We start from the raw sequence: 12,525 nt of genomic DNA on the forward strand, positions 1-12,525 counted from the left end.
TATCCACGCCTTGAGGTGCCATGCTGTCGGGCAGGGTGCGTCTTGTGCTGGAGGAAGTACGAGGTTTCAGCCGGCGTTTGCCGCGGGTGAATGACAGTTGCGTGTGGCCTGCAGAAGCATGAGAGCGACTTTCGCAATGACAAGGGGATGGGGAATGAAGCATCTGACAAGCAAGCTGCTATTGGGGAGCGCCATCGCCTTGATGGCCTCCACGACCGCCGTGGCCCACGGCACCGACATGAGCGAGCGCCTGGCAACGATCAAGTCGATGTTCGATGCCGACAGCGTCGTGGCAGGCCCCGAGGTGGTGGATTGCACGCTATCCGGCGGCACCGAGACCCAGTGCTTCAGCATCACGCTCAAGAACTCGCTGGCCGCCGATGAGATGGGCCCCTGGTGCCCGGGCAATATCTCGGACACTGCTGATGAGGGCGGTATCTGGGTGCGCGACGGCACGCAATACGACGTCGATGGTGCCTTCATCGAGAATCTGGCCACCTTCTATGATGACCCCGAGTGGCAGCTATTCGACAAGGACACCGGCAAGGTTCACGTCACCGATACCAGGACCGCGTGTGATCAGGCGGCGCGGCCGGATGTGGCCGAGGAGTACAACAACTACTGTGTGGAATGCCGCACGGAATACATGGATGAGGTCGTCGAGACCACCTATGTGCTGCCCTTGGTGCCTGTCGCCCGTCAGGGTGAGGCGGCAGGGCGCACGCTTGGCCCACGGGGTATCGCCTTCAATGGCGTCAGATTCGACGCCGCAGCGCCGCAGGATGCGATTCTCGCTGCCCATACTCTGGCCCCGTTCGACGATTGCGGGGGGCATGTGAATCTGCACGTGGGCTATCACTACCACGGTGCCAATGGCTGTAGCCCCAAGCAGGAGAAAGCGGAAGCGGATGCCCCAATGATCGGCTTCGCGATGGACGGTTACCCGATACTGGCCAAGCTGACCGGTGAGGATGCTGAAAAGGCCGAGTTGGATGCCTGCAGCGGTCACGTCGCTCAAGGGATCGGCTATCACTATCACGGCAACAGTGCCGAGAAGAACGAGATTCTGGGCTGCTTCAAGGGCGAGATCGGCTGTGCGCTCGACTCGCCGGATGCGGTCTGCAAGGCAGATGAACGCCCGGCAGGTGGGCCGCCCGAGGGCGGGCCTGAAGGGCAAAAGCCTCACGAAAAGGCGTGATGCCGAAGGCTTCTCTTGTGTGACTGGGGGAGCCCTTGTCAGTGCTGGGGTTGCCTCGGGTTGTCAGCGTGGTTGCGGCTTTCTGACATATTGCCTGCACACTCTGGCGGCACCCTGCGTTCATCCGCACGAATACACAAGGAACGAGCATGATGAAGCTTTCTGGTCTCTCTGGCGTGAGTCAGACCATCGCCCGCAGTGGCGCAATGTTTGCCATCACCGGCGCTCTGCTGGCAGTCAGTGCCGTGAGTGCGGCGCAGCAACCGCCGCGCGGCAAGCCGCCTCAGGAAGCATTGGAGGCATGTATCGCCAAGCAGGTGGGAGACCAGTGTCAGATTCAGGTGCAAGGTCAGCAGGATCTGATCCCCGGTCAGTGCATCGCTCCGCCCGAGGGCGGCCCTGGCCCGGGTGCATCAGGTGACGCGCCGGCCGATGGCGGTGAAGGCCTTGCCTGCCTGCCCGAGGGTGCCAAGCCGCCGGGTGGCCCAGCGGAACGCTGAGGCTGAAGGCGCCTGCGTCGCATGCACCGTGAATGCTTCGCCCGCCACTCTGATGATGTTGCATGGAATCAGAGGGCGGGCGTTGCTGTCTGTGGGCTGCCGGTTGTCAGTGCTGGCTTGTAGACTGTATCGCTCTCTTTTGCATGCGTTCTGGTTGATCCACCCTTTCTGTCGCGGTGGCACCTTGCGCTTGCCGCGACGTTCAAGCGTCCTGTCAGGAGTCATTGAATGACCATCACCCCTCCTCATCGTGCAACTGCCGTGCGGCACACGGCCCGCTTGCCCGCTGCTGTGCTGTCAGCCTCGGTCGCGATGCTGATGGCCGGCGCGGCTCATGCTGAAGTCGTGCCGAGCCAATTCTCCTCGGCCGCACTGGTGAAAGCCCCTGAAACGGTGAGCTGTACGCTGGAAAATGGCACGCAGACCCAGTGCACCCGTCTGGTAGTCAAGTACAAGCCGGATGGCCTGAAAACCGGCCCGTTCTGCCCGCCATCTCTGGATGACGAGGGCGGTATCTGGGACTGGGATGGCGAAAACTCGGGCCTGTATCGGCTGGATCGTGCCTTCTTCGAGATGCTCGATACGCTCGGCTTCCATTTCCATGATGATGACGAAACGCTCCACATCATGACGGACCTGAGCAAGAGGCCGGTCGAGGCCAACAACTGCCTCAATGTGGCCGAGGATGAAAGCGTCGAGATGACCGTGCTGCTGCCCCTTGAACCGGTCGAGGCTGACGAGCCCACACCGCTGGGCACCGTCGCCAAGATCGGTCTCGCCCTGGATGGTGTGCCAATCTTCGCTGATGCCCCGTCAGTGCTGGATACCGGCAACCTGCCGGCGCTGGATACCTGTGGCGGGCATGTCGATCCCGGTGGCTGGTATCACTGGCATGCAACGGCGACCGATATCGACACCCTCTATGATGAGCACGGTGTTGATGCCCACTGTCAGTTGCCACAGAGCCATACCGCCCAGTTCGCCTATGCCTTCGATGGCTATCCGATGTTCGGCACCCAGGATTCCGGCGGCAGCGTCCCGACGGACCTCGACAGCTGCAATGGTCACTTCGGCCCGACCGAGCGCCACCCCGAGGGCGAGTACCACTATCACGCTACCGACGAGTTCCCGAATCTGCCCAAGTGCCTCAAGGGCGTGGTCGCCAAGGACAACTTCGTGACCACGGCCAGCATGGGCATCGGCTCGCCGCGCATACCGGGCCAGGGCCCCGGCCCGGGTGGTCCGGGTGGGCCGGAGCAGGACACGTCTGATCGCCCGGAGTCTGATCAGCCGTCAGAGGCCCCGCCTCAGGCATCCAGCGAGCAGTAGGGGCGGATGTCCATCAGGCTGCCGAGTGGAAGCTCGGCGCGGCAGCTTGGAGGGCAGCTTGGCCCGCCACCTTGCCGACACTCGCGCGGACTGCCTGAGCACAAGCGCTGCATGAAATAGCGTGCTGTATGAAGAAGCCCTGCGGCCATGCGAAAGACCTGCATTGCCGCGGGGCTTCATGCTTTTCACCGAAGGATTGTCACCTCATGACGTTCACCCGCTTTTCGGCGCCGCGACTCTCGCGGACAGCCATCCCCCGCCTGGGCCTGTTGCTGGTCATGTTCTCCGGGGCTGCGCATGCCCATGTCGATACCGATTCGGTCGGTGGCTTTGCCGCAGGCTTCCTGCATCCTCTGACCGGGCTTGATCACTTCACGGCCATGGTGGCGGTGGGCCTGTGGGGCGTGATTCTGGGGCGGCCCGCCACCTGGCTGCTGCCGGTCGTCTTCCCGATGATCATGGCGCTGGGCAGCGTGGTCGGCATCGTGGGCCTGGCGCTGCCGAGCATCGAGATCGGTATCGCGCTTTCCGCGCTGGTGCTCGGCGCCTTCATCGTGTGGCGGGTCGCGTTGCCGCTGTGGCTCGCCTGTCTGGTGGTCTCGGTGTTCGCGATCTGTCATGGCTACGCTCACGGGGCGGAATTGCCCCTGGCCTCTGATCCCTTCGCCTTTGCGATGGGCTTCATGTTGGCTACCGGCAGTCTGCATGCCGCCGGTATCGGCGTGGGTGTAGTGGCAGAGCGCTTTCGTCAGGGCGTGTTGCTGCGGGTGTTGGGCGCAGTGACGGCGCTGTTGGGTGTCTACTTCCTGATGGAGGCCTTGGCATGATGATGTGGGATCAATGGCTGTTGGGTGTTCGCGCCGCTACCGGAAGTCCGGTGATTCTTTATCTGCTGCTGACGGCCAGTCTGGTGGGCGTTGCCTGTCAGAGCCGCTTCACGACTGGCGAGTGGCTGCGCGGTGTCCTGCGTCTGATCAATGCCATGGTGCTGGGAATCGTGGTGGCGCTGTACGCGCCGGATTCGCTGGTGATGGCAGTGGTGGGCTTTGCGATCGTCACGGCCTTGCTGGTGTCGATTCATCTACCACTGCGCACGCTGTGGGGCAGGGCGCTGATGGCGCGTGTCCCGGCAGCGTTGTCGGGGCTGGTGGTCGCCCTGCTGTTCGTCGGTCATGACGTGGCCACTACCCCTGTGGCAATACTGCTGGGCGTAATGACGGCCATACTCCTCATCGTTGTCGCCGGCTGGGGGATTCTTGCACTGGCCGGGCGTTTGCTCCCCGAGTCGGCTTTCGTCATCGCCCAACGCGTGCTGGGCGCCTGGCTGGTCGCCATCGGCGTGATGACCCTGTCCTTCATCGTGATGCAGTGGTGAGGCTGCTGTTCGAGCTGGCATCGGAGCCATCACCAGAACCACTACACGTGCAGTTCCCTAGGGTTGGGCTTTAGGCGGCCATCTGGCCGCTTTCTTCAAGGAGTCTGGATCGGATTCCATCGCCAGGACATCAAAGGAGGGGGCATGTCATCCACCGATCAAAACTCGCATGGACGAGGACGCGTCATGGGTCGTTCCATTGCGCTGGGCATGGCGGCTGCGCTTCTGGCGCCGTTGGCATTTCACGCTGCGCAGTCTATCGCCAACGACCCGGCATCACTGACAGCCATGCAGAAGACACGCTGTGATGCAGTGAAAGCCTCGGTGAAGGACGCCGGCTTTGACGATTCGGTGTCGGTCAGCTGTCACGATGGCAAGGCATTGATTGCTTCGGACACCTGGCCGGACCACGAGATGATGACCGGCATCGTCGGCACCAATGAGCAGGTACCGGTGCCGGCCAAGGGTTACGCATCGCCCGTAGTGCTGGAGCCCAAGATGCGCGGCAGTGAGGAGACACCTTATACGCGTGATGCTGCGCTGGGTGTCGCCGTCAATGGCGTGCCGATCTACGACTACACCGGCGGCGGAGAGATGTCTCAGGATGACCTCTCAAGTTATCAGGCCAAGAATGACACCCTGGCCACCAAACAGCTGGATGCCTGTGGTGGGCATTCCGGGCGTGGCGATGACTACCACTATCATGTCAAACCCACCTGCATGATCGACAAGATGAAGAATGCCGATGACAACCCCATCATCGGTTGGGCGCTGGATGGGTATCCCATCTATGGCGACGATAATCCAGATGGCAGTCATATCGCGAACGGAGCGCTGGATATCTGCAATGGCCAGCCGGACAAGGCCTTTGGCTATCGCTACCACACTTCGCAGAAGGCGCCCTATATCGTGCAGTGCCTGATGGGAAAAGTGCCTGACCAGAAGGACTTGCCACGTGTGGCGCCATTGTCAGCCGCAAACGATTCCAGCGATGCCAATAGCCGTGGGCGTCCTGCCGGGACACCTCCGCAGGGCGGCGTGGAAGACCTTGTCTTTACCCAGCAGGAAAACGGCAAGCGCAGCATGGATTACACCTATCACGGTGAAGCCTATTACATTCGCTATACGCCCACCGATACGCCCGATTGCTATGACTTTGAAACGCGTACCGTGACAGATGGTGGAGACGTCAAGGCAGGGGAGTACTGCCGATGAGTCATGCAGAGTCGTGCAAGTCATCGTGCAGTTCATCAAGCAATCTGGCGGGCAAGTTCTCAAGTGCCTTGCAGACGCGTCTCGAGCGTGGGATGGCCGCTGGGCTTTGTACGTTGGCCCTTGCCGGGCCCATGGCCACGCCTGCGCTGGCACAAGGCGACTTCACGCTCACCAGTCCTGCGTTCAGTGATGACGGCTGGTTGCCGGATGACCTGAAATGCACTCGTGACGGCGGCGTTGGCGTCACACCCCCACTGACATGGGGGGATGTGCCTGACGGCACACGGAGCCTTGCCCTCATCATGCATCACTATCCCAAAGGCACTGTCGAAGGTCGTGACGCCCCCAGCCAGTATTGGCTGCTGTGGAATCTTCCGGCAGATACCCACGACTTGCCGCGCGGCAACCCGGCGTCGTTGGGGGATGAGGGCGCCGACAAGGACAAGAAACGTATCGGGTATACGCCGCCTTGTTCACCTCCCGGGCCCGAGGGCTCATATCACGAATACATGATCACGCTGTATGCCTTGAAAGCACCGCTGGATGCGTTGCCGGATCATGACGACATGGCCGTGAACTGGGACACGATGATCGAGGCACTCAAGGGCAAGGTCATTGATTCATCCTCCATCACCTTCCGCAACTGAGCAGATGATGGACGCAAGACAGCCCCTGCAAGCCAAGAAGACCGATCACTATTCACCACGAAAGGAATCCTCATGCGCACATTACTGACCGTCGCCCTCATTCTGGCTGCCGCACCTGCCTTTGCCGATTCACACGCCAAGGATGCGCATGCAGCAAAGCCCAAGGCCGGGCCCCAGAGCGGTACCAGACTCAAGGCCGAGGTCTGGGTCGATAACTGGTTTGAAATGTACGTCAATGGCGAAAAGGCGATGCAAGACAGCGTGCCGATCACCACTGAGCGCTCTTTCAATTCAGAAACCGCCATCATCGAGACGCAATTCCCGGTGACGATTGCCATCAAGGCCAAGGACTTCAAGGAAAATGACTCAGGCCTTGAATATATCGGCACCGATCGTCAGCAGATGGGTGATGGCGGCATGATTGCCCAGTTCCGTGATGCAAAGACAGGTGACGTCATCGGTGTCACCAACAGCGACATGCATTGCCTCGTGGTACATCACGCACCGGTGAAGACTTCCTGCGAAGACGAAAATGACCCACAAGCGGGTGAGGGTGCTTGTGCCTTCGAGGAAACCACGGTTGATGGTGATTGGACCGCCCCGGATTTCGACGATAGCGACTGGCCGGCTGCCATTGAACACGCTGCCAGCGACGTCAGCCCGAAAGATGGCTATGACGATATCGACTGGGACGACAACGCCAGGTTCGTCTGGGGGGAAAGCCTCAAGCAGGACAACACACTGCTGTGCCGCATGACTCTTGAAGGCTGATCGAAAGCGCTGGCTCATTTTGCTGTGGCCCTGAAAAGCCGCCTCTGAGAGAGCTGCGGCGGCTTTTTATCGTGCTCATCCCTAGTGCAGGAAGTTACTTGCTCCAGACACCCTTGAGTGGCTTGGAGAAGTGCGCCGGCACGGCGCTCATGCAGACTTCAATCGATATGGGCCAGTAGATATGGCCGAGTGCTTCGTTCCACAGTTCATAGCCGTTGAGGTTCCAGAGCCAACCAGTCGTTTCATCGCCAAGATAGGCCGGGTTACGGAAGCCGAGTGGCTACGCGGTGTCCTGAATCTGATCAATGCCATGGTGCTGGGAATCGTGGTGGCGCTGTACGCGCCGGATTCGCTGGTGATGGCAGTGGTGGGCTTTGCGATCGTCACGGCCTTGCTGGTGTCGATTCATCTACCGCTGCGCACGCTGTGGGGCAGGGCGCTGATGGCGCGTGTTCCGGCAACGTTGTCGGGGTTGGTGGTCGCCCTGCTGTTCGTCGGTCATGACGTGGCCACTACCCCTGTGGCAATACTGCTGGGCGTATTGACGGCCATACTCCTCATCGTTGTCGCCGGGTGGGGGATTCTTGCCTTGGCCGGGCGCTTGCTCCCCGAGTCGGCTTTCGTCATCGCCCAGCGCGTGCTGGGTGCCTGGCTGGTCGCCATCGGCGTGATGACCCTGACCTTCATCGTGATGCAGTGGTGAGGCTGGCCTCTTGCATTATCGGGCTGCTCGCCCCCATTGCATGAGGATGCCCTCAGTAAGCCCCAAGGAATGGAGCGCGTATGCAGTTCATGAAATATGCCAGGCAGTTGGCGCGGAACCCGCTGGGGATCATCGCGTTGTTCATCTCGTTGATCTATGGCTTCGCGAGTCTGCTGCTGAATTCGGCGGCCGAGACGCTGACAGTGGCGGAACGTTGGCCGTTGATCGGTTTCATCGTGGTGTTTCCGCTGCTGGTGCTGGCAGTGTTCTATCGACTCGTGACCCATCATCACGGCAAGTTGTATGCGCCGGGGGATTACGACAAGGACCGCTCCTTCATGCGCACGCTGTCGCCAGCCGAGCAGGAGCAGCGTCTGACTCGCGAGGTGCAGGAGTCGCTGGGGGAGAGTGATTGGCAGCAGGGCGGAGCAGACGCCGAGGCTCAGGTATCAGCCGCCGCTGAGGATAGCGGGCAGGCCGTCGACGATGCCGATGTCGCGCAGCTGTTGAGCCCTCAGGACGGCGCCGACGAGAAGGCGCCGTTATCGCGTGCCGAGCATCTGGATCATCATCGCCAGCAGATGACCCAGCTGAAGGATGCGGTGCTGCGTCAGATGCAGGAGTCCTCCACTGCGGGTGGTGATGGCGGTGGTGCGAGCGGTGGAATGACGCGGCATGTGCGTGTCGGCGAGACCGATGCCTGCTTCGATGCGCTGCTCGAGGGAGAAAGTGCCCCCTTCACGTTCATTGAAGTGAAGGTGCTCAAGCACTACGCCAGAGCGCAGACGGTGCTGCAAAGTCTGCTCTACGAGGCGCTGCTGGCGGACCGCACCCTGGAGGCCAATTTCAGGTTGATCGTCGTGGTCGTGCTGACGGACGATTCGTCTAAGGAAATGACACGGGAGCGGCTGGAGCAGGAGTGGCATCAGCGCATCCGTCAGTGCCCGGTCGCCATCGAGCTGCGCTTCATGTCACCGGCGAGTCTGAAGACTTAGGCGACGGCTTGACGCTCGAGCGGTCATCTCCAGGCCTTTCATTCATCAGCTATATCTGCCGTCAACTATGTCGGCCACCAGCTATATCTGTCACCAGATACACAAACGCCCAGTCACGACTTTCGTGGCTGGGCGTTTGCGTACGTGAGGGGCTTGCGCTAGTCCAGGGCGCACAGGCGCCGATCGAGGGCTTCACAGAAGGCCTGCCAGGCGTGCTGCATTTCGGGGAGCGCATGATGTGCATGCAGCGCCGCATGCACCATGCCGCTTGCACTGCGATAGCCGACATCGGCACCGCGCCAGCGCCAGACATCCACCGCTGCCTCCAGCGGTTGGGTCAGCGGGTCATGTTCGGCGGCCAGCACTTCGATCTGGCGTGCCGGTGGCTGCTGGGAATGGGCCGGCGAGGGTGAGTAGCTGGCGGAGCGGTCGCCCTCGGCGACGGTCAGCCACATGCTGACAACTTCATCGCGGCCGAGCAGCGGCGCATCCGAACCCAGCGCGAACTCGTTCTCCTTGGCCAGCACGAAGACCGGGTCCATCGGCGGGTAGATCAGCCCCAGCACATAGCTTGTGGGCTTGTCGGGGGCCGGATGCTCCTGATGATGGGCCGTCTCCATTTCCGCGCCGTGAGTGCCGAGGCTTTGCATGCGCGTGCCCTGCAGGCCGATGTTGGGCATCTCGGTGTCGAGTCGGCGCGCCACATCCATCGCCAGTCGAGCGCCGGCGCTGTCACCGACGATGGCCACCGGTTCGACAGTGGCGGAGAGGTGCTCGATGGTCGCCAGACAATCCGCCAGTGCGTCCTGATAGTTGGCTTCCGGCAGCAGGCGATAATCGACACTGACCACCTCACGCCCCAGCTGGGCGGCCAGGCTGGAGGCGATGCCTTGATGGCTCTCCGGCGAGCCTATCTGCCAGGCCCCGCCGTGAAGAAACACCACCGGTGCCGGCAGGTTGCCTTCCGCCTTGCGTGCCACCTCCGGGATGAAGTGGCGCAGGCGCAGCGGCGTTGCCCGGCCGGCGATCTCGACATGATTCTCGTGGGTCGTGACGCCCTCGGCGAGCGGCGCGCCAAGTTGCTGGCACAGTTGTTCATAGCGCTTGCGGGCGTCTGCCAGGGGCATCTCTGCCATTTCATCCATGCCGCGCGCGAAGTCATCGATGAAGGCGCGACAGGTGATGGGGGAAGGCGTCATGGTCATGAATCGGCTCTCGGCGGGTGTCCCAAGACAATAACACCCCGCCAGAAGACTGGCAGGGTGTGGGTTTCGACGCTAAATCAGCGACTTGTTATCCGAAGCGGACATCGGTTGTCACACGTCTCAGGCCGTCTTGCGGCGGATGGCGATACGACGACCGGCCGCCTTGGGCCAGTCATCGTCGCCTGCCGGCTGGGGCAGGGCGGCAATGCGCTCCGCCACCGATTCCGGGCAGGGCGTCGGACGACCGCCACTGATGCTCATCGCCATCAGCATCTGCTCGCTGGTGGCGATCTCGCCGCCGTCGGCATCCGTCAGGGTGAACAGCACATGCTGGCGCTTGGCGTCATGGTCCAGCAGCAGCACCTTGACCTTGAGCGTCTGGCCTTCATGCGCTTCCGCCAGATAGCACAGATGCGTCTCCAGTGTGTAGATAGTGAGGTCGTGTTCACGACGCCCCTCGGCATCCAGCCCCACGTGCTCCATCAAGGCTTCGACCGCCATCGAGAAGGCACGCGCGTACTCGGCGTCATTCATGTGGCCGTTATAGTCGACCCACTCATGCGGCACCGTGATCTCGAGCAGGTCCATCAGATACGTCCCTCGAGGCCTTCGGCTTCCGGCCAGTACTTGCGCGTCAGGCTCAAGAGCTCGACCAGGAAGTCATCGCGACGGCGGTCCAGCTCAGCGACCGGGCGGCCCGCTGCCTGGTATTCGCAGCCTTCCACGACCTTGTCGATCAGCTCGTCGGTCAGCTCCGGCGCTTCGAGTTTGGTCCACGGCAGTTTCAGTGCCGGGCCGAACTGCTCGAGCATGTGACGCATGCCCGGCTCGCCGCCTGCCAGGTGGAAGGTCAGGAAGGTGCCCATCAGCGACCAGCGCAGGCCACAGCCATAGACGACGGCAGCGTCGATCTCTTCGGTGGTGGCGACGCCGTCGTTGACCAGGTGCAGGGCTTCACGCCACAGCGCTTCCATCAGGCGGTCAGCGATGTGACCTTCGATCTCGCGACGTACGATCAGCGGACGCATCGCCAGCTCCTGGTAGTCATCGCGGGCGCCTTCCAGCAGTGCCGGTGAGGTGTGCTCGCCACCGACCAGCTCGACCAGCGGCAGCAGATAGACCGGGTTGAAGGGGTGAGCGACGATGACGCGGCCCGGTGCCTTCTTGCAGTCCTGTTGCAGATCGGTCGGCTTGAAGCCGGAGGTGGAAGAGCCGATCACGACGTGCTCTTCGGCCGCGGCATCGATGGCGCTGAGGATTTCCTGCTTGAGCGGCAGACGCTCCGGCACGTTTTCCTGGATCAGATCGGCGCCGACCACGGCTTCCTCGAGGGTCGCGGCGAAGCGCAGACGATCGACGGAGGCACCTTCTGCCAGGCCATCCTTTTCCAGCGCATGCCAGGCATTCGCTACGAAGGCGCGAGTGCGGGCTTCGGCGTCCGGCGCCGGGTCAAAGGCGACCACATCCCAGCCATTGGCCAGTGCACGCGAGATCCAGCCATTGCCGATGACACCGGTTCCTACGACAGACAACTGGCTCATGCGACACCTCCAGCGGTTTCGAGTGCGGCGATATCGCCAGCGGTCTTGCCGGTGGACGGATCACGCAGCTTGAGGAATTCACGCGTCTCGGCCGGGGTCATCACGCTGGAACCCAGGTTCTCGATGATGCCAGAGGACTTCTCGACCAGCTGGGCATTGGTCGCCATCACGCCCTTGGACAGATAGAGGTTGTCTTCGAGACCGACGCGAGCGTGGCCGCCCAGCAGCACGGCCTGTGCGACCATCGGCATCTGCATGCGCCCGATGCCGAAGGCAGCCCAGTTGGAGTTGGTCGGCAGCTTGTTCTTCATGGTCAGCATGGTTTCGGTGTCAGCTTCCGCGCCCCACGGAATGCCCAGGCACAGCTGGAAGAGCAGGTCGTCGTCGAGCAGGCCTTCCTGCTGCAGCTGACGGGCGAACCAGACGTGGCCCAGATCGAAGCACTCGAGCTCCGGCTTGACGCCAGCGGCCTGCACCAGACGAGCGTGCTCGCGCAGCCAGTCGGCGGTATTGATGTAGACCATGTCGCCGAAGTTCAGGCTGCCGCAGTCCAGGGTGCACAGTTCCGGCAGCAGTTCCTGGATCGGCGCGTGACGCTCGGCCGGGGTCTGGATGTCGGTGCCCGGGCCACCACGAGTCGGGTCGTTGACGTCCGGAATCCAGTCGCCGCCGCCACCGGCGGTGATGTTCATGACGATGTCGGTGTCGGCGGAACGCACACGGTCCATGACTTCACGGAAGTGCTCGGTGGAGTGGCTGATGCCGCCGGTCTCCGGATCACGCACGTGAATGTGGGCCACGCTGGCACCGGCCTTGGCGGCCGCGATGCAGTCATCGGCGATCTGCTTGGGCGTCACCGGGACATTCGGGTTCTTGCTGGCGGTATCACCCGCGCCAGTGATGGCGCATGTCAGGATAGTCTTGCGATTCATCGTCGGGCCTCACGTGTCAGAACACTTGTCTGCGGTAAGTCGCAGCGGCCATGTCACCAGACGTCAACCTGCACGTCCCGGTCGCATCGCCTCTGCGCCTTTGTTGAACACAGT

General features: G+C 62.1%; 14 protein-coding genes. 10 read left to right on the forward strand and 4 right to left on the reverse strand.

Annotated elements, in window-relative coordinates; all coding sequences use genetic code 11:
* Positions 1–154: 154 nt before the first annotated feature.
* The 10 genes from QD280_RS06785 (at position 155) to QD280_RS06830 (ending at position 8,733) form a co-directional block, all read left to right on the forward strand.
* On the forward strand, positions 155–1,198 hold the full coding sequence (locus tag QD280_RS06785; RefSeq protein WP_279838731.1) for a YHYH protein: 1,044 nt from the start codon (positions 155–157) through the stop codon (positions 1,196–1,198).
* A 149-nt stretch (positions 1,199–1,347) separates the two neighbouring features.
* Positions 1,348–1,698 carry a hypothetical protein gene (locus tag QD280_RS06790; RefSeq protein WP_279838732.1) on the forward strand — a complete coding sequence of 117 codons (351 nt, stop codon included), beginning with the start codon at positions 1,348–1,350 and terminating at the stop codon, positions 1,696–1,698.
* Between the two features lie 228 nt (positions 1,699–1,926).
* Positions 1,927–3,027: a YHYH protein gene (locus QD280_RS06795; RefSeq protein ID WP_279838733.1), complete on the forward strand. Its 1,101-nt coding sequence runs from the start codon at positions 1,927–1,929 to the stop codon at positions 3,025–3,027.
* Positions 3,028–3,233: 206 nt separating this feature from the next.
* Positions 3,234–3,854 carry a HupE/UreJ family protein gene (locus QD280_RS06800; RefSeq protein ID WP_279838734.1) on the forward strand — a complete coding sequence of 207 codons (621 nt, stop codon included), beginning with the start codon at positions 3,234–3,236 and terminating at the stop codon, positions 3,852–3,854.
* Positions 3,851–4,402 (forward strand): hypothetical protein, encoded by a 552-nt coding sequence (locus QD280_RS06805; protein WP_279838735.1) that lies wholly within the window; start codon positions 3,851–3,853, stop codon positions 4,400–4,402. Before QD280_RS06800 ends, QD280_RS06805 begins: the two co-directional genes overlap by 4 nt.
* A 186-nt stretch (positions 4,403–4,588) precedes the next feature.
* Entirely contained in the window at positions 4,589–5,617 is a 1,029-nt protein-coding gene (locus QD280_RS06810) for a YHYH protein (protein ID WP_279838736.1), read from the forward strand.
* A 131-nt stretch (positions 5,618–5,748) separates the two neighbouring features.
* The gene (locus QD280_RS06815; RefSeq protein ID WP_279838737.1) at positions 5,749–6,264 is read left to right on the forward strand and encodes a YbhB/YbcL family Raf kinase inhibitor-like protein; all 516 of its coding nucleotides are present in this window, start codon (positions 5,749–5,751) and stop codon (positions 6,262–6,264) included.
* 72 nt (positions 6,265–6,336) lie between these two features.
* Positions 6,337–7,035, forward strand: a complete 699-nt coding sequence (locus QD280_RS06820) for a PEBP family protein (protein ID WP_279838738.1) — start codon at positions 6,337–6,339, stop codon at positions 7,033–7,035.
* A gap of 181 nt (positions 7,036–7,216) precedes the next feature.
* Complete coding sequence (locus QD280_RS06825) at positions 7,217–7,738, forward strand: hypothetical protein (RefSeq protein ID WP_279838739.1); 522 nt, start codon at positions 7,217–7,219, stop codon at positions 7,736–7,738.
* An 80-nt stretch (positions 7,739–7,818) separates the two neighbouring features.
* On the forward strand, positions 7,819–8,733 hold the full coding sequence (locus tag QD280_RS06830; RefSeq protein ID WP_279838740.1) for a hypothetical protein: 915 nt from the start codon (positions 7,819–7,821) through the stop codon (positions 8,731–8,733).
* A 158-nt stretch (positions 8,734–8,891) separates the two neighbouring features.
* Here the strand turns inward: QD280_RS06830 and QD280_RS06835 are convergent, their stop codons facing one another.
* The 4 genes from QD280_RS06835 to QD280_RS06850 form a co-directional block, all read right to left on the reverse strand.
* Positions 8,892–9,938: an alpha/beta hydrolase gene (locus QD280_RS06835; protein ID WP_279838741.1), complete on the reverse strand. Its 1,047-nt coding sequence runs from the start codon at positions 9,936–9,938 to the stop codon at positions 8,892–8,894.
* Positions 9,939–10,058: 120 nt separating this feature from the next.
* Positions 10,059–10,526 (reverse strand): thioesterase family protein, encoded by a 468-nt coding sequence (locus QD280_RS06840; RefSeq protein ID WP_192839241.1) that lies wholly within the window; start codon positions 10,524–10,526, stop codon positions 10,059–10,061.
* The gene (locus QD280_RS06845) at positions 10,526–11,479 is read right to left on the reverse strand and encodes an L-carnitine dehydrogenase (protein WP_279838742.1); all 954 of its coding nucleotides are present in this window, start codon (positions 11,477–11,479) and stop codon (positions 10,526–10,528) included. The genes QD280_RS06840 and QD280_RS06845 overlap by 1 nt, the downstream gene beginning before the upstream one ends.
* Positions 11,476–12,411, reverse strand: a complete 936-nt coding sequence (locus QD280_RS06850) for a 3-keto-5-aminohexanoate cleavage protein (protein ID WP_131432243.1) — start codon at positions 12,409–12,411, stop codon at positions 11,476–11,478. The genes QD280_RS06845 and QD280_RS06850 overlap by 4 nt, the downstream gene beginning before the upstream one ends.
* Positions 12,412–12,525: the final 114 nt, after the last annotated feature.

The sequence above is a fragment of the Cobetia sp. 1AS1 genome, assembly GCF_029846435.1.
In the GTDB taxonomy this organism is placed as follows: Bacteria; Pseudomonadota; Gammaproteobacteria; order Pseudomonadales; family Halomonadaceae; genus Cobetia; species Cobetia amphilecti.

Excerpts from the sequence above, each read along its gene's own strand:
- QD280_RS06850 (WP_131432243.1), bottom strand. The coding sequence starts at position 12,411 with ATGAATCGCAAGACTATCCTGACATGCGCCATCACTGGCGCGGGTGAT.
- QD280_RS06790 (WP_279838732.1), top strand. The coding sequence starts at position 1,348 with ATGATGAAGCTTTCTGGTCTCTCTGGCGTGAGTCAGACCATCGCCCGC.
- QD280_RS06785 (WP_279838731.1), top strand. The coding sequence starts at position 155 with ATGAAGCATCTGACAAGCAAGCTGCTATTGGGGAGCGCCATCGCCTTG.
- QD280_RS06835 (WP_279838741.1), bottom strand. The coding sequence starts at position 9,938 with ATGACCATGACGCCTTCCCCCATCACCTGTCGCGCCTTCATCGATGAC.
- QD280_RS06825 (WP_279838739.1), top strand. The coding sequence starts at position 7,217 with ATGGCCGAGTGCTTCGTTCCACAGTTCATAGCCGTTGAGGTTCCAGAG.
- QD280_RS06845 (WP_279838742.1), bottom strand. The coding sequence starts at position 11,479 with ATGAGCCAGTTGTCTGTCGTAGGAACCGGTGTCATCGGCAATGGCTGG.
- QD280_RS06795 (WP_279838733.1), top strand. The coding sequence starts at position 1,927 with ATGACCATCACCCCTCCTCATCGTGCAACTGCCGTGCGGCACACGGCC.
- QD280_RS06815 (WP_279838737.1), top strand. The coding sequence starts at position 5,749 with ATGGCCACGCCTGCGCTGGCACAAGGCGACTTCACGCTCACCAGTCCT.
- QD280_RS06830 (WP_279838740.1), top strand. The coding sequence starts at position 7,819 with ATGCAGTTCATGAAATATGCCAGGCAGTTGGCGCGGAACCCGCTGGGG.
- QD280_RS06800 (WP_279838734.1), top strand. The coding sequence starts at position 3,234 with ATGACGTTCACCCGCTTTTCGGCGCCGCGACTCTCGCGGACAGCCATC.
- QD280_RS06810 (WP_279838736.1), top strand. The coding sequence starts at position 4,589 with ATGGGTCGTTCCATTGCGCTGGGCATGGCGGCTGCGCTTCTGGCGCCG.
- QD280_RS06805 (WP_279838735.1), top strand. The coding sequence starts at position 3,851 with ATGATGATGTGGGATCAATGGCTGTTGGGTGTTCGCGCCGCTACCGGA.
- QD280_RS06840 (WP_192839241.1), bottom strand. The coding sequence starts at position 10,526 with ATGGACCTGCTCGAGATCACGGTGCCGCATGAGTGGGTCGACTATAAC.
- QD280_RS06820 (WP_279838738.1), top strand. The coding sequence starts at position 6,337 with ATGCGCACATTACTGACCGTCGCCCTCATTCTGGCTGCCGCACCTGCC.